General features: G+C 68.2%; 18 protein-coding genes. 5 read left to right on the top strand and 13 right to left on the bottom strand.

Going from position 1 to position 15,104, the window contains the following annotated elements; all coding sequences use genetic code 11:
• Nucleotides 1-57: 57 nt before the first annotated feature.
• The 4 genes from A5691_RS20135 to A5691_RS20150 form a co-directional block, all read right to left on the bottom strand.
• Entirely contained in the window at nt 58-786 is a 729-nt protein-coding gene (locus tag A5691_RS20135; protein ID WP_067783300.1) for a ZIP family metal transporter, read from the bottom strand.
• A 120-nt stretch (nt 787-906) separates the two neighbouring features.
• The gene (locus tag A5691_RS20140) at nt 907-2,082 is read right to left on the bottom strand and encodes an acyl-CoA dehydrogenase family protein (protein WP_067783297.1); all 1,176 of its coding nucleotides are present in this window, start codon (nt 2,080-2,082) and stop codon (nt 907-909) included.
• Entirely contained in the window at nt 2,082-3,002 is a 921-nt protein-coding gene (locus tag A5691_RS20145) for an LLM class F420-dependent oxidoreductase (RefSeq protein ID WP_067783294.1), read from the bottom strand. Before A5691_RS20145 ends, A5691_RS20140 begins: the two co-directional genes overlap by 1 nt.
• Nucleotides 3,003-3,017: 15 nt before the next feature.
• Nucleotides 3,018-3,899: an acyl-CoA thioesterase gene (locus A5691_RS20150; RefSeq protein WP_369827113.1), complete on the bottom strand. Its 882-nt coding sequence runs from the start codon at nt 3,897-3,899 to the stop codon at nt 3,018-3,020.
• A 133-nt stretch (nt 3,900-4,032) separates the two neighbouring features.
• Here A5691_RS20150 and A5691_RS20155 point away from each other — a divergent pair, with 133 nt between their 5' ends.
• From A5691_RS20155 to A5691_RS20170, 4 genes are all read left to right on the top strand, one after another.
• Nucleotides 4,033-4,509, top strand: coding sequence for a polyketide cyclase (locus A5691_RS20155; RefSeq protein ID WP_067783289.1), 477 nt, complete (start codon nt 4,033-4,035; stop codon nt 4,507-4,509).
• Between the two features lie 64 nt (nt 4,510-4,573).
• A complete protein-coding gene (locus A5691_RS20160; RefSeq protein WP_068017539.1) occupies nt 4,574-5,392 on the top strand; it encodes an SMP-30/gluconolactonase/LRE family protein in 819 nt (272 codons plus the stop codon).
• Between the two features lie 13 nt (nt 5,393-5,405).
• Entirely contained in the window at nt 5,406-6,242 is an 837-nt protein-coding gene (locus A5691_RS20165; protein WP_067755215.1) for a thioesterase family protein, read from the top strand.
• Between the two features lie 28 nt (nt 6,243-6,270).
• Entirely contained in the window at nt 6,271-6,813 is a 543-nt protein-coding gene (locus tag A5691_RS20170; RefSeq protein ID WP_067270068.1) for a TetR/AcrR family transcriptional regulator, read from the top strand.
• On the opposite strand, the gene A5691_RS20175 is transcribed toward A5691_RS20170, so the two are convergent.
• The 8 genes from A5691_RS20175 to A5691_RS20210 all read right to left on the bottom strand — a co-directional run bounded on the left by A5691_RS20175 (nt 6,810) and on the right by A5691_RS20210 (nt 13,436).
• Nucleotides 6,810-7,160 carry a hypothetical protein gene (locus A5691_RS20175; RefSeq protein WP_067755218.1) on the bottom strand — a complete coding sequence of 117 codons (351 nt, stop codon included), beginning with the start codon at nt 7,158-7,160 and terminating at the stop codon, nt 6,810-6,812. The genes A5691_RS20170 and A5691_RS20175 overlap by 4 nt on opposite strands.
• A gap of 34 nt (nt 7,161-7,194) precedes the next feature.
• A complete protein-coding gene (locus A5691_RS20180; protein ID WP_067755222.1) occupies nt 7,195-8,535 on the bottom strand; it encodes an FAD-binding oxidoreductase in 1,341 nt (446 codons plus the stop codon).
• Between the two features lie 18 nt (nt 8,536-8,553).
• Nucleotides 8,554-9,147: a DNA-3-methyladenine glycosylase I gene (locus A5691_RS20185; RefSeq protein WP_067755346.1), complete on the bottom strand. Its 594-nt coding sequence runs from the start codon at nt 9,145-9,147 to the stop codon at nt 8,554-8,556.
• 18 nt (nt 9,148-9,165) lie between these two features.
• Nucleotides 9,166-10,110, bottom strand: coding sequence for an aldo/keto reductase (locus A5691_RS20190; protein ID WP_067755225.1), 945 nt, complete (start codon nt 10,108-10,110; stop codon nt 9,166-9,168).
• A complete protein-coding gene (locus A5691_RS20195) occupies nt 10,097-10,849 on the bottom strand; it encodes a cysteine hydrolase (protein WP_067755228.1) in 753 nt (250 codons plus the stop codon). Before A5691_RS20195 ends, A5691_RS20190 begins: the two co-directional genes overlap by 14 nt.
• A 99-nt stretch (nt 10,850-10,948) precedes the next feature.
• On the bottom strand, nt 10,949-11,539 hold the full coding sequence (locus A5691_RS20200) for a TetR/AcrR family transcriptional regulator (protein WP_067755231.1): 591 nt from the start codon (nt 11,537-11,539) through the stop codon (nt 10,949-10,951).
• A 39-nt stretch (nt 11,540-11,578) separates the two neighbouring features.
• Nucleotides 11,579-12,319: a glucose 1-dehydrogenase gene (locus tag A5691_RS20205; RefSeq protein WP_067755234.1), complete on the bottom strand. Its 741-nt coding sequence runs from the start codon at nt 12,317-12,319 to the stop codon at nt 11,579-11,581.
• A gap of 16 nt (nt 12,320-12,335) precedes the next feature.
• The gene (locus A5691_RS20210; RefSeq protein ID WP_068017542.1) at nt 12,336-13,436 is read right to left on the bottom strand and encodes a diacylglycerol kinase; all 1,101 of its coding nucleotides are present in this window, start codon (nt 13,434-13,436) and stop codon (nt 12,336-12,338) included.
• Between the two features lie 110 nt (nt 13,437-13,546).
• Here A5691_RS20210 and A5691_RS20215 point away from each other — a divergent pair, with 110 nt between their 5' ends.
• A complete protein-coding gene (locus A5691_RS20215) occupies nt 13,547-14,446 on the top strand; it encodes an alpha/beta hydrolase (protein WP_067755240.1) in 900 nt (299 codons plus the stop codon).
• Here A5691_RS20215 and A5691_RS20220 read toward each other — a convergent pair.
• Entirely contained in the window at nt 14,443-15,066 is a 624-nt protein-coding gene (locus A5691_RS20220; protein WP_067755243.1) for a TetR/AcrR family transcriptional regulator, read from the bottom strand. The genes A5691_RS20215 and A5691_RS20220 overlap by 4 nt on opposite strands.
• Between the last annotated feature and the right edge of the window lie 38 nt (nt 15,067-15,104).

Genomic DNA, 15,104 nt, shown 5'->3' on the forward strand with positions numbered 1-15,104 from the left:
GTCGGCGGCAAGGTCCTCCGAATAGATTGGAGCCGAATGCCTTTGGCGTGAAACCGGCTAGCTCGCCAGCCCGACGATCGCCAGCATGAACAGCACCCCGCCGAGTGTGCATGCCAGGGTCGCCGCGCTGCGATGGCCGGCATGTGCCCTCGGCAGGATGTCGGCGCTGGCCAAATACATCAGGAAGCCCGCGAAAAACCCGAGATACACCTCGAGCAGGCGATGGGGAATCGTCACCGCCAGCGTGAGAGCCGCCCCGGCCACCGGTGCCACGGCGTCGGCGCCGAGCAGGGTCAGGGCCCTCCGCCGGTCGTTGCCGTAGAGCGATGTGACGGTGTAGGTGTTGAAGCCGTCGGCGAAGTCGTGGCCGATCACCGCGACCGCCACCACCGCGCCCGCGGCCGCTCCCGCCTGGAATGCGGCGCCGATGGCGAATCCGTCCATGACGCTGTGGCCGATCAGACCCGACGCGGCGAGGATCCCGACGCCGGGCGCATCCGGCTCACCGGCATCCTCCGATCCGTCACCGCGATGGATGCCCACCGTGTGTTCGATGACGTGCAGGACCAGAAAGCCGAGGACGAACGTGAGCAGCGGAGCCGGTATGCCGAAGAGGACCCAGTACTGCCGGCTCAACGCTTCCGGCAGCAGGTCGAAGCCGACCGCGCCGAGCATCAACCCCGCCGCCAACCCCAGCACCAGATAGCGGTAGGAACCGATCCGCAACGCCGCATAACCACCCAGCAGCGTGGTGATGAACGAGCCGAGGGCCACGAGAACAACCACTGCGGGCCCACCTCTCTGCGACCGGTACCGGTGAAAAGGTAGCGCGACACCCGGCGATCGGCGACCCGGCGCACCCGCGAGTCGGGGCCGCGAAAGTGCCGCTAGCGAAGCGCTTCTGAGCTAGCCGCCGTAGCTGGGGCGTCCCAGCTTGAGCTCGTGCTGGGCGATCATGTTGCGGAAGACTTCCAGGGTGCCGCCGTAGATCCCCAGCGGCAGCGCCAGCCGGTAAAGATGTTCTGCCGCACCGTCGGTGGCCGAGCCCGCAGTTTCGGTGGGCAACGCCGACGCTGTCCCGAGGATGTCCATCAGGTCCGGCGTGACGTCGCGCATCGTCTGCGCGATTGCGACCCGCCCGAACATCCCGGGGGCGCTCAGCGCCGCCTCCATCCGGGCGACGTCGCGCCCGAGCCGGTATTTCACCGAGTCGTCATCCAGCGGCCGCCGGCCGTCGGGGCCGGGTTGAGCGGCGACCGCCACGACGGTGTCGACGACTTCGGCCATCAGGTCGCCGTGCGCCGACATCGCGGCAATGTATTGCAGGCCATGGTCTTCCGGGTCCACGATCCCGTGCTCGGAGTCCAGTGCCGCGCGCATCACCGTCCAACCGCCGTTCACCTCGCCGATGCGGTAGCGATCGTCGACGCGGACGTCGCTGTAGTAGACGATGTTGGTGCGGTCACCGTCCAGGGTGCGGATGCCCTGGATCTCGATCCCGGGCGAGTCCAGCGGCACCAGAAACATGGTGAGGTTCCTGTGTTTGCGCCCCTGCGGGTCGGTGTTGGTGAGCAGGAAGACGTACCGGGCGTTCTGGGCGTTCGACGTGAACATCTTGGAGCCGTTGATGATCCAGCCGTCGCCGTCGCGCGCGGCGCGGGTCTTGCAAGTCGCGACGTCGGAGCCGCCTTCGGGCTCGGTGTAGCCCAGGCAGAGCCGGATCTCGCCGGCGAGCACACCGGGCACCACCTGGTCGGCGAGCTCCGGCGCCCCGAATTGGCGCACCAGCCGCGCGACCACGGATGTGGTGCCCCAGTGATACCACGGCGTGTGGGCCCGGGCGATCTCGAGCTGGAAAATGCGCCGGCGGACCGGGCTGAACCCGCCCTCGGACTCCAGCTTCCAGTCCGATTCCAGGTAGCCTGCCTCGCCCAGCGCCAAATGCACGTGCTCGTCGAAGTTTTCGCCGAACTCCAGCTGACGATGGAGCACCTCGTCGGTGACATGCTTCGCGATGAACGCCCGGGTTTCGTCACGGAAGCTCTGGTCCTCGGGTGAGAGTTCGACGCGGGAGAAGTCCATCAGGCCGCGTCGATCACCAGGGTGCGGAAGCGGTCGAGGGTCTCGAGGGCATGGGCCATGCTGTCACCGGGCAGGTGGACGCTGACCCACGTCACGCCCAGCTTCGCCAGCTTGTCCAAACCGTCGAGGTAGGCGTCCGCGTTGAAGTCGTCGTCGGTGATGCTGCCACCCTCGAAGTTGGTGAAGGTGATGTCGATCGCCGACCAGTCCCGGCCCGCGGCATCGCAGCGCCGCCGCAGGTCCTCGATGCCCTCGCGCAGGCGTGCCGCCGAGTCGATGACGGCGGTTCCCGCAGTCTGGGCCAGTTGGGGCGGCGCCGGAAACGGGCACCAGCCGTCACCGTACTGCGCCACGCGCTGGCGTGCCGACGACGTGTTGCCCCCGATCCAGATCGGCGGATGCGGGTCGCTGACCGGCCGGGGGTGCGCGGTGATCCCGCGGGCACTGAAATGCCTTCCCTCGTAGGTGATGTCGTCTCCGGTCCAGACCGCCCGGATCAGCTGCAACGCTTCCTCGAACAGCTCGGCCCGCTCGTCGTAGCTCACGCCGAGCGCGGCGAACTCCCGCTTGAGGTACCCCACACCGACCGCGAGCGTGAACCGGCCGCCGGAGAGCAGATCCAGCGTGGCGCCAGACTTGGCCACCACGAACGGATTTCGATACGGCAGCACCACGATGTTGGGGATCAGCCGCAGCGTGTTCGTGGTGGCGGCCGCGAAACCCAGCGCGACGAAGGGATCGAGCGCGTCGTGTCCGCCGGCCTCCAGCCACCGCTGCGACGGCGCCGGGTGATCGGTGAAGCCGAACCCGTGGATGCCGGCCGCTTCGGTGGCGGCGGCCACCTTGCCGATGCCGTCGCCGCTCACCAGCTCCGGGTTGTACGGGTGGCTGTGCATCGGGTGGGTGATGGTGAAGCGCATGACCGGGACCAGCCGCTAGAACCGTGCGCGGGAGTCGATCGCCGTGTCGCTGGTGCGCAGCGGCCTGATCAGCGCCTCTTGGGCGAAGGAGCACAGCAGCTCGCCCTCCTCGGAATGCACCGTGCCACGCACGTAGGACATTCCCGCGCCGACCTGGGTGCTCTCGTGGGTGTAGAGCAGCCAGCCGTCCCAGCGGACCGGTTCGTGGAACGCCACCGAGATGCTCATCGGGGCGGTGGACACCGTCAGGTGGGCCTGCGCGGTGCCGATGCCCGGGTGCGCCCGCATTGTGGTGGAGATGCCCAGGTGGCCGGTGAAGTAGGCGAGCAGCGCCTTGGCCAGGTCGTCCCGTTCCGGAATCGGGTCGTAGTGCAGCCACGCGTGCAGTTCCGGGGGCCCGACCTCGTCGGGGCTGTTGACGTCGACGACGTCGACCAGGCGCAGTTCGCGCCCGACCATCGGCATGGGCGAGGGGTTGGCGCCGGCGGGCCCGGTCACGTCGGGGCGCGGCAGGTGATGGCGGATGACGTCGCCGGTCGGGACGTCGGCCAGCGCCGTGATGCTCAGGCAGCGCCGCCCGTTCTGCTGCACGGCGACAACCGCGGTGGCGGTGGACCGGCCCTCAGCGACGACGTCGAGGACGAGCTCGATGGGCGGACCGACGGTCACGGCGCGGGAGAACACCGCGTGCGCCGAGCGCACCGACTTGTCCGGGAATCGCTTGGCAACCGCGACAATCGCCTGGGCGAGCACCTGGGTGCCTTCCACCACCTGCCGTTCGTCGCCGCCGGCTATACCGGTGTCGCCGGTGAACCGGTCCTGCCCGTCGGCCTGCACGTCGAACAGATCCAGCAGGCCCTGCACCGTCCACTCAGTCTGCTCAGAATCCGTGGTCAAGTCCCGCTCCACCTCTCGCGCTAGCAGCTTTGGGCTCAGCGTGACACTTTGAGTAGGATTTGTAAAGCTTGGCTAATTAGGCCGCGGCACGACGCGTCGACGCACCGACGGAACACACACGGAGGCAACGCAATTGGGCATCGTGACCAGCACCTCGGAGACCGCATTCACCCAGTCCGCCGAGACCGTCTACGACTTTGTCACGAATCCGCAGAATTGGACCAAAACCTATCCCGGCAGCGCGCACATCGGCGGCCTCCCGGAGCTCCCCCTGCGGGTCGGCGACACCTGGGAGGAGGCGGGACCGGACAGTGACCGGATCTTCACCTGGCAACTGGCGGCCGCCGTGCGCCCGACGCTCTTCGTGTTCACCTCGATCGGGCGACTGGGGCACGACCGGGACGGGAACGGCGGCATGGAGGGCCGTATCACGGTGGCGTACCGGTTCACCAGGCCGGGGCAGGACGTCACGCTGTTCTCGCGGACGATGACGATCGAGGCGTTCAAGCACGCCCCGCTGCCGGATCAGCTCTTTCAGCAGGTCAATCCCGCGAAGATCGACGCGTACCACAAGGCCGTCGCGCGCGAACTCGCCAAGTCGCGAGATTGACACCGATACCCGCGGTGCATGACACTTTGGCGGTGTTTTGTAAAGCGGTAGAGGGGGTGCGCGGATGATTCCCGAACCGCTGGCCAACAGCTTCTGCTTCGGCGAGGGCCCGCGCTGGTTCGAGGGGCTGCTGTGGTTCTCCGACATGCTGGGCGAGGCCGTGCACACCTCGACCATGGGCGGGTCGGTGACCACGCTGCCGCTGCCCGGGCACTCGCCGTCGGGACTGGGTTTCCGGCCCGACGGATCGCTGCTGATCGTCTCGGCCGAAGACCGCAAGGTGCTCCGCTACGACGGTGAGACGGTCGACGTCATCGCCGATCTCGCCGACCTGGCGCCGGCCAACCTCGGCGACATGGTCATCGACGACGCGGGCCGGGCCTACATCGGGTGCCAGGCGCTGCGCGGCGGTTGCATCATCCGGCTGGACCCGGACGACAGCGCCCGCGTCGTCGCCGAAGACCTCGACTTTCCCAACGGCATGGTGATCACGCCCGATCGCCGGACCCTGATCGTCGCCGAGTCGATCGGCCGTCGGCTGACCGCGTTCACGATCGATGAGGACGGCGGGCTGGCCGACCGCCGCGTTTTCGCCGAGGGCCTCGACGGTCCGCCCGACGGCATCGCGCTCGACGCCGACGGCGCTGTGTGGGCGTCGATGACGCTGGCCCACCAATTCGAGCGGATCATCGAGGGCGGCGCCGTCACCGACCGCATCGACATGGGTGAGCGCGTCGCCATCGCCTGCGCTCTCGGCGGCCCCGAGCGCCGGACGCTGTTCTTGTTGTCCAGCACGGACGCCTATCCCCAGCGCCTGGTCGGGACCCGGCTGTCCCGGCTGGACGCCGTCACCGTGACCACCCCCGGCGCCGGCCTGCCCTGACGAGAGATTGAGGATGACCGACTCCTACTACGAGCTCGTCGACGGCGCCGACCCGCTGGGGGAGAAGTTCCGGGCCACCGACCTGGCGCGCGGCACCTGGTCGGCCGCGATCCAGCACGGCGGGCCGGTGTCCGCGCTGCTGGTCCGCGCCCTGGAGCGGTGCGAACAGCGCGACGACACCCGCCTGTCCCGCGTCGTCATCGACCTGCTGGGCGGGGTTCCCGCCGAGGGTGACCTGTGGGTCAACGCGCGGGTGCAGCGCGGGGGCAAGCAGATCGAACTGGTCGGGGCCGAGATGCTGGCGCCCGGTCCCGACGGGGAGCCCCGCCCGGTGGCGCGCGCCAGCGGCTGGCGGTTGCAGACGCTGGACACCCGGGAGGTGGCCCACGCCGCGCCCGACATGCCCGCGCCGCGCAGCGAGGCACGCGACCGCAACCTGACGGCGCGGGACTGGGACCGCAACTACGTGCACAGCCTCGACTGGCTGTGGCTGACGGAACCGCTCAGCGAGGGCCCGGGCGAGTCGTGGATTCACCCGACCGTGGACCTGGTGACCGGCGAGAGCATGACACCGCTGGAGCGCCTGTTCGCCGTCGCCGACTGCGCCAACGGCATCGGCAGCAAGCTGGACATCAGCCGATGGACCTTCCTCAACACCGATCTGGCCGTGCACGTGTTCCGGGTTCCCGACGGGGACTGGATCGGCATCCGCGCCGAGACGAGTTACGGCCCGGACGGCGTCGGCACCACGGTCGGCACATTGTTCGACGAGCAGGGCGCGGTCGGGGCCATCCAGCAGTCCGTCCTGGTGCGCCCGCGCCCGCCCAAGTCCGGCCGGGGAGCGAAATGACCTTCCACCACTTCGTAGAGTTGCAGATATGAGCCGGCCGGCCCAGACCGCAGAACCTGACACCTCGACGCGTCAGCGGATCCTCGACGCCACCGCCGAGGTGCTCGGCCGCAACGGCAAGACCAAACTCAGCCTTTCCGACGTCGCCGCCCAGGCGGGGGTTTCCCGCCCGACGCTCTACCGCTGGTTCGCGTCCAAAGAGGAACTGCTGTCCGCCTTTTCGAGCTACGAGCGGCAGATCTTCGAGAGCGGCCTGGTGCGGGCCACCGCGGGCCTGAAGGGGGTCGACAAGCTCGACGCCGTGCTGCGGTTCATCGTCGAGTACCAGCACTCGTACTCCGGCGTCCGCATGGTCGACGTCGAGCCCGAGCACACCATCGCCCAGTTCTCCGGGGTCATCCCGCAGATGCGGGAGGGCCTCCAGCGCCACCTGCCCGGACCCAACGCCGCGGTGAAGGCGGCGACCGTCATCCGGATCGCGATCTCGCACTACATCGTCCCCAGCGACGACGCCGATCAGTTCCTGGCGCAGCTGCGGCACGCGGTCGGCATCAAGCCGCCGTCCGATTAGTCGAGCTGCACCGCGACCTTGACGCGGCCCTTCTCGTCTCGGCTGGCGCTCGCGTGTCCGGTCCGGTCCGCGCCGTCGAAGTTGAGCAGCGTGATCGGACCGCCCTCGCCGAGAAAGTTCCGCCACCAGGTCTTGTTATCGGGCGACATGACGTTGATGACGATGCCGTCACCGGAGCGGCGGTAGCCGACCGGGGTCTGGATCGTCTTGCCCGAACGCCTGCCGACGTAGCGAATCTTGATCAGCCCGCGTCGTACCAGTCGCCCGACGACGGGCGCGTCGATCATGCCGTTGAACAAGTTGTTGACGACTCCGACGATGGGCGTGTCGAAGATCCCGGATGCCATGGATCCCAGCTTATGTCAGGCGGCGCAAGAACGATCAGTCGAACAGGACCGCGGCGTTCAGGTAGCCGGTCGGGTCCAGCGCGGCCTTGATCGTGCGCATCGCCGCGACGTCCGCGGGCTCGCGGGACATGCCCAGGTAACCCCGCTTGCGGGTGCCGACGCCGTGTTCGGAGCTGACGTTGCCGCCGGATCGCGCGATCAGTTCCATCATCGGCCTGTACAGCGCCTCCTCCCTCTCGACTTGGCAGCGCAACACGTTGAGGTGCAGGTTGCCCTCGCCGATGTGGCCGAACAGCACGGGCAGCGCCTCCGGCGCGTGGGCGTCGATCAAATCGACTGCCTCCGCAGCGAATTCGTCGATCGACGACAGTGGTAGGGAGACGTCGAACTTCAGCGGCGGCCCGTACACGCCGAGCACCTCGACGAGTGATTCACGCACCTGCCACAACCGCTGCTGCGCGGCGACATCCACGCCAACCGCGGGTTCGGAGGACATTCGCGCGCCGTCGAGCAGGTCCGCGAGCCGGTCGGTCTGGTCGTGGTCGGCGGCCAGTTCCACCAGCAGCAGCCAGTCGCCGTCGACCGGTGAGCCGACCCCGAGGTGCTCGCCGGTCAGCGCGGCGGCCCGGCCGTCGATCAGTTCCAGCGCCGCGATGCCGTCGACGTCCCGGAACGTCCGGCCGGCATCGATCAGCGCCGCCAGGTCGTCGAACCCGCAGATCGCCGTCACCCGCCGCGCCGGGGTGGGGTGCAGGCGCAACTCCAGCGCGGTGATCACCCCCAGGGTGCCTTCGGCGCCGACGAACAGCGCCGACAGGTCGTAGCCGGTGTTGTCCCGGCGCACCCGGCTGTGGCGGCGCAGCAGCGAGCCGTCGGGCAGCGCCACCTCGAGGCCGACGACCTGTTCGCCCATGTTGCCGTAGCGGACCGTGCGCAGCCCGCCGGCGTTCGTCGACGCCATCCCCCCGACCGTCGCCGTGTCCCGCGCGGCCAGGTCCACGCCGAACAGCAGGCCGGCGACCCCCGCGGCCCGTTGCACCGCGGCCAGAGTCGCGCCCGCGCCCACCTGAATGCGGCGCTCGACGGTGTCGACAGGGTCGAGGGCGTGCAGCCGCTCGGTGGACAGCAGGACATCGTCGTGCTCGGGGACGGTGCCCGCCACCAGCGACGTGCGCCCGCCCTGCACGGTCACGTGGGACCCGGCATCCCGGCAGACCCGCAGCACCTCGGCGGCCTGTTCGGCCGAGCCGGGGCGCACCAGCGCACTGGCCCGGCCCCGATAGCGGCCGGTGTGGTCGACGCTGCGGCCCGCGAGCACATCGGGATCGGTGACGACGTGGTTCGATCCCACTACCTCGGCCAGGCTGCGCAGCATGCTCGCGGTTATAGCACCTCACGCCGGGGCACGGAAACAGCCCTCGAAATGACCGTTTTCAATCCCGACGGTATGCATGAACGAGTGGGCGACCACGGGTCCGACCATCCGAAAACCCGCTTCTCGCAACGCTGTTGACAGCTGGCGCGATTCCGGACTCACCAGCCGGCCATCGCTGAAGGTTCGGAGCCGATGGTGGCTGTGGGGTCGATGCTGCCAGGCCAGACGCGACAACGAGTGCGTCGATAACAGGCGGGCGTTGTGTAGCGTGGCTTCGATCTTGCGGCGATGGCGAATGATCGACGCATCGGTCATCAACCTTTGCACGTCGCCGGGCGTCATTGCTGCGACCGCCGCCGGGTTGAAGCCGTGGAACGCCTTGCGCAGGTTGTCCCGCTTGTCGAACACGGTCGCCCACGACAGGCCGTTCTCGAAGTAAGTCAGCACCAGCGCCTCGAAGAGCAAGGCCTCGTCGTGTGTCGGTGTTCCCCACTCGTGATCGTGATACGCGGTCAGATCGCGGCCCGTTTGGGTGGCCCACCGGCAGCGGGTGACGCCGTCGGGACCGGGTATCACGCTGGCAAGGTGGGTCGGCACGCCGACGCCGGCCATCGCCCTCACGACACGACCCTAGCCCCGAGGTACCTCGGCGAATCCCGGTTCACCCGCGTCGACGACGGAATTGAACCGGATCCGAGTTTCCAGACGTTCGTTGATCTCTTGGATCGCGCTGTCGGGAAGCGTTGTGACATCAAAGTTCTCGCGGATGCGCGGCGGTGAAACCGATGCGGTCAGAACCGCGCTGCCGCGCTGGATGCCCCAGGCCAGCAGCACTTGGGCGGGCGTCTTGCCGAGCCGCCGCGCGATCGATACGACGAGAGGGTCCTCAAGCAGCCGCGGTTCGAGTGCGTGCCCGAGTGAGGCGAAGGCCAACAAGATGATGCCGTCGGTCTCGCGCAGCTGGTGCAGCTCCCATTGGGGGTGGTACGGGTGCGACTCGACTTCCACGACCGCCGGCTTGATGCGCGCGGTCTCGATGATCTTTCTGGTGCCGTCGGCGTCGATGTCCGAGAGGCCTATTGCCCGCGTAAGGCCCTCGTCGACAAGGTCTTCCATCGCCGCCCAGGTTTCCGCCAGGGTGACCCCGTCGTCGTAGACGACGGCCCCGTGAATGTCACGGGGGTCTTGGTCGTCGCCCGGCTTGAAAGCGAACGGGGTGTGCACCAAATACAGATCGACCGCGTCGAGCCCGAGCCTGTCCAGGCTGGCTCGCAGGGCGGGCCGCACCCGCTCCGGTCGATGGTTGTTGTTCCACAACTTGGTGGTCACGAACAATTCCTCGCGGCGGACCGCTCGTTGCGCGAACAGATCTTTGAGGGCCGCACCGACCTCGGCTTCGTTCCGATACCGCTCGGCGGCGTCGAGGTGACGGAACCCCGCTTGGACCGCGGTCTTTACGGCATCACGCGTCTTGGTGTTGTCGGACAGCGAGGTGCCGAACCCGAGCGCCGGGATCGCGCCGCTCCCGTCGTTCAGCACGAACCTGCGTTGACTGAGACTTTCATTCGGTGCCATGGCGTTCGGACTCCTTTGTTTTCGACGGATCTACCGGGTTGGTCAGCAGGGCGACGGCTTCGGACGTGGTCCAAACGGCGCTGGCGAGGAATCGGAAATTCACCAAAGCGGCGAGGTAGCCGTCACATTCGGGCAGGCGCGGGCCGGCCGTGGCATCCTTGACGACGGCCACCTCGAAGCCCTGCTCGATGAGTTCGCGGAGATGGCCTTCGACGCACAGGTTGGCGGCCATCCCCGCCAGGACGACCTGGCTGACCCCGCGCTTGCGCAGCTGAAGCACCAGGTCATTCGATTCCGGGCCTACGATCTTGTGGGGTGAGGCGATGACGGTCCGGCCGTCGTGAATGTGGTTGCGGTAGGCCGGCAGGAAATCGGCGCCGGAGCCCACGAATCCGTCTGCCGCGTAGGCGCTTTGGCGCGCGAACATGCCGGCGGAGTCCATGAACTTCTCCAGCGGATCACCGAACCGCCACTGCTTGTCGGTGGGAAAGAAGTAGTGCGGCGACACCGCGACGGTGATGCCCGCCCGTTTCGCGGCGTCGAGCAACTCGCCGATATGGGCGACGACGTCGTTGTCCCGGACGCCGTCGCCGAACACCTGCCATGCGGCGCCCGCCGGGCTCAGGAAATCGATCTGCGGATCGATGAGAACCAGCGCGGCGCGGTCGAGGTCGAGCTCGAAGCCGGAAGCGGGCAGCCCAGGCGTCTGGGGGTCGGCGTCTCTGGTTGGCTCCGGCATGGCGCGTCCTCGGGGTCGGAAGGGGTGGTCCCTCGATAATAAATGACCAGTCGTCTATTTAACAAGCGGCGCCCGTGAACGATTCCGCCGCCGACCACATCAGTGCAGAAGCGCCTGGACCGTCGTCGCCTCGAATCGGTCGTACGGGGCCCTACTGCGGGTCACCTTCCCCCGCAGGGCCGCACCTTCCCACGCCTCGATCAGTTGGGAGGCGAGTTCGGGAGCGGCGAGGTCGCGACGGACGCCACCGGAGCGCCGCTGCCCGGACCGCACACACTCGGTGAGGGCGGCGCCCCAGCGATCGAGAATGCGCACGAGTTCGGCGCGCACCGGCTCGCTCGAACCGCCCAGCTCGAGCGACAGGTTGCCGATCAGGCAGCCAAGCAGGAAATCGCCGGCCTCGTGCTCGTCGGCAAGGGCATGGAAGAAGCGGGTGATCCGGTCCTGTGCCGGACCGGCTTCGTCGAGGATCGGCAGCAGGCGCGCCTCGATGTCGGCCCAGTAATGCTCGAGGATCGCCGCCGCGAACGCTTCCTTGCTTGGGAAATACGCGTAGAACGACCCCTTCGGGACGCCCGCCGCGTCGGTGATGTCCTTGACACCACTCGCGGAAAATCCCCGAGCGTGCACCAGTTCGAGCCCCGCGGCAAGGAGGCGACGGCGCACCTCGGGATTCGGCGGACGCGGCATTCCTCGATGGTAGCCGACCGGTCGCCTATCTTCGACGGTCTAGAACGCCTTGTGCGGCACGTCGGTCACCAGCCCGCCGTCCATGACGAACTCGCTGCCAGTCGAGTAGGACGACTCGTCGCTGGCCAGGAACAGGATGAACGTCGACACCTCCCGCGACTCGGCCGGGCGGCCGAGCGGGATCGTCACCATGTCGTCGGGCAGGTGCTGTGTCATCGGGGTGCGGATGAAGCCGGGGTGCACCGAGTTGACGCGGATGTTGTGCGGCGCCAGCTCCAAAGCCGCGGACTTCGCCAGGCCGCGCACCCCCCACTTGGAGGCGACGTACGGGTGCACCATTGGCGCGCCGCGCAGCCCCTCGATGGAGGACACGTTGATGATCGACCCGCCGCCCGCGGCGATCATCGGCTCGACGGCCGCCCGCATGCCCAGGAAGGTTCCGGTCAGGTTGACGTCAATCACCTTCTGCCACTTGGCCAGATCGAAACTCTTCAGCGGTCCGAGCGCGACGGTCCCGGCGTTGTTGACCAACACGTTGAGCTTGCCGAATTCGCTGACCGCGGTCTCGACGGCGGCCTCCCACTGGTCGGGCTGGGTCACGTCGAGGTGGACATAGCGAACGGCGTCACCGATTTCGTCGGCGACGGCCTTGCCCTCGTCGTCGAGGATGTCGCCGATCACCACCTTGGCGCCCTCGGACGCCAGCAGCCGCGCATGCTCGGCGCCCATCCCCCGGGCGCCCCCGCTGATCAGCGCAACCTTGCCATCTACCCGTCCCACAGGGACTCCTTTCGATTTAAGTGCTCACCAAAGTGGTTGGTGCGTAAAGGCCTTTGCCGGTGACCAACGGCAGGTCGAGCGTGGTCCGAATGCCGGGCGGTGCCGCGATGACCGCGGGGATCGCATTGACGATGCGGCCCGCGGCGCCGGCGATCGCCGCGTGGTTGTGATCGCCCTTGCGGCTGCTCGGGATGATGTCGACGGCGTACGACGGCTCCCCGGTGATCTCGACGCGGTAGGAGCCGTCGCCCGCGGCGGGCTGAGGCAGGTCCGGCCGCAAGTCGGGCCGCAGCCGGGTGACGTGCTCGATGACGATCGCGGGGTGGCCCTTGACCATGCCGCGGATCTCGAACTGCAGCACCGCCACGGTGCCCTTGGCGACCCGGCCCACCGCGATATCGAAGTCCTCCGGCGCCGGCTCCCGCTGGTAGGACTCGGTGATCTCGTCGACCTCGATGCCCAGGCCGGCGGCCAGCTGACGGATCGCAGTGCCCCAGGCGATGCTGAGGATGCCCGGTTGCAGCAGCATCGGGATCTCGTCCATCGGACGGCCAAACCCCATGTAGTGCATCACCTCTGCGCCGTCGTAACTCGCGTAGTCGTGAATCTCCATGCAGCGCACCTGCTCGACGCGCTGGCAGGTCCCGGCGAGGGCGAACGGGATCAGGTCGTTGGCGAATCCCGGGTCGACACCGCTGATGAAGATGCTCGAATTGCCTTGCTTGGCAGCGTCTTCGACGCGGCCGATGTACTTGTCGGGCATCACGCCCCACGGGTATTGCAGCAGCCCGGGCGAAGAGCCGACGACGTTGACACCGGCGGCCAGGATGCGCATGACGTCGGCCATCGCCTCGGGCAGCCGGGTGTCGCCCATCGCGCAGTAGACGACGCACTCGGGCCGGGTGGCCAGCAGCGCGTCGAGGTCCGAGACGGCCGTCACCCCGGTGACCACACCGGGTTCCAGGGCGACGCCGCAGAGTTCACCGGCGACCTTGCCGACCTTCTCCGGGGTGGACACGCACACGCCCGTCAGCTCGAACTGCGGATTGGTGATCAGCTCGGCCAGGGCCAACCCTCCGACGTTTCCGGTACCGACATGCGCGACGCGGATCGCCATGAGAGTCTCCGTCCGTTGAGCGCTCCAAACGTTTCTAGACAGTAGTCCATAAAATCTTTGCCGCATACCGGCGGACGGGTCGCGATCACCCGGGGCAGAATGGCTGGCTGATGACACAACGCGAAGACGTCCGATTCCCCTCCGGTGGCGATCTGATCAGCGCCTGGCTCTACCGGCCGGAGGGCGGAGAACGCGCGCCCCTGCTGGTGATGGCGCACGGCCTGGGCGGGGTGCGAACCATGCGGCTGGACGCGTACGCCGAACGGTTCAGCGCGGCCGGGTACGCCTGCCTGGTGTTCGACTACCGCAACTTCGGCGACAGCGAGGGCCGGCCCCGCCAGGTGCTCGATGTCGGACTGCAGCTCGCCGACTGGGCGGCGGCGGTCGCCTACGCGCGCACCCTGCCCGGGATCGACCCCGACCGAATCGCGTTGTGGGGCACCTCGTTTGCCGGCGGCCACGTGATCGCCACGGCGGCCCGGCTGCCGGGCATCGCGGCCGCGATCGCCCAATGCCCCTTCACCGACGGCATTGCGTCGGCGCGCACCATCAGCAACCCGCTGGTCTTCGCTCAAGTCGGTCTGCTGGCGGCGCGTGACCTGCTGGCCGCCCGGATGCGCAAGCCCCCGGTGATGGTGCCGACGGTCGGGAGACCGGGCGACGTCGCGCTGATGACCACGCCCGACGCCTACCCCGGCTACCTCAGGCTCGTCCCCGCGGGTGAGGAACTGACCAACGAGGTGGCGGCCCGCATCGCGTTGACGATCATGGCCTACCGTCCCGGCCGCGACACCGCGAAGATTCCCTGCCCGATCCTGTTCTGCGTGTGCGAAGCCGACTCGGTCGCACCGGCGGCGCCGACGTTGCGCTACGCGGCCAAGGCCCCGCGCGGCGAGGTCAAGCTGTACCCCGAGGGCCATTTCGCGATCTACGTCGACGAGGCGTTCGAGCGTGTCGTCGCCGACCAGCTCGCCTTCCTCGACAGACACCTCAAGGGTGTGAGTCCTTAGGGACCGAGCGGGGAGCTCGTGCGGATCGCTTCGTCACGGATCAGGCCGCGCAGCAGCGCGGTGCTGAATTCCGCGGCGATCTCCTTGGCGCTGCGACGTCCACTGGGGCGCAACCACCGGTAGGCACCGAGTGTCATGCCGATGTAGCCGAGCGCCAGGACGTGCGAATCGCACTGGTAGAACTCGCCGCTGGCGATCCCCCGATCGATGAGGCCGTGGACGTGTTCGTAAACCTGGGTCTCCTTCTCGCGGACCGCGGCGACCTGCTCCTCGGAGAACCACTCGGTGATGTAGGGCTGCTCCTGGAAGTAGACGGCCGCGCCCTCGGGGTTGGCGGCGATCTGGTCCAGCAGCCGCACGGTGTACTGATACAGCGCCTCGCGGGCGGTCATCGACGGATCGTCGTGAACGGCGGCCAGCGTCCGCTCGGCGGCCTGCTGGTAGATGTCGTACAGGATCAGGGACTTGCTGGCGTAGTAGTGGTAGACCGTCGCCTTGTTCAGGCCGATCACGTCCGCGACGTCGTCCATCCGGGTGCCGTGGTAGCCGCGCGCGGCGAACAGCTTGGTGGCGACAGCCAGCAGCTCCTCGCGTCGCGTTAGTCCGTTCTCGGATGGCATCTGCCCTCGCTATCGTCACTGCCGGGCGGGACCTAGGG

Source organism: Mycobacterium sp. E183, assembly GCF_001667735.1.
GTDB lineage: Bacteria > Actinomycetota > Actinomycetes > Mycobacteriales > Mycobacteriaceae > Mycobacterium.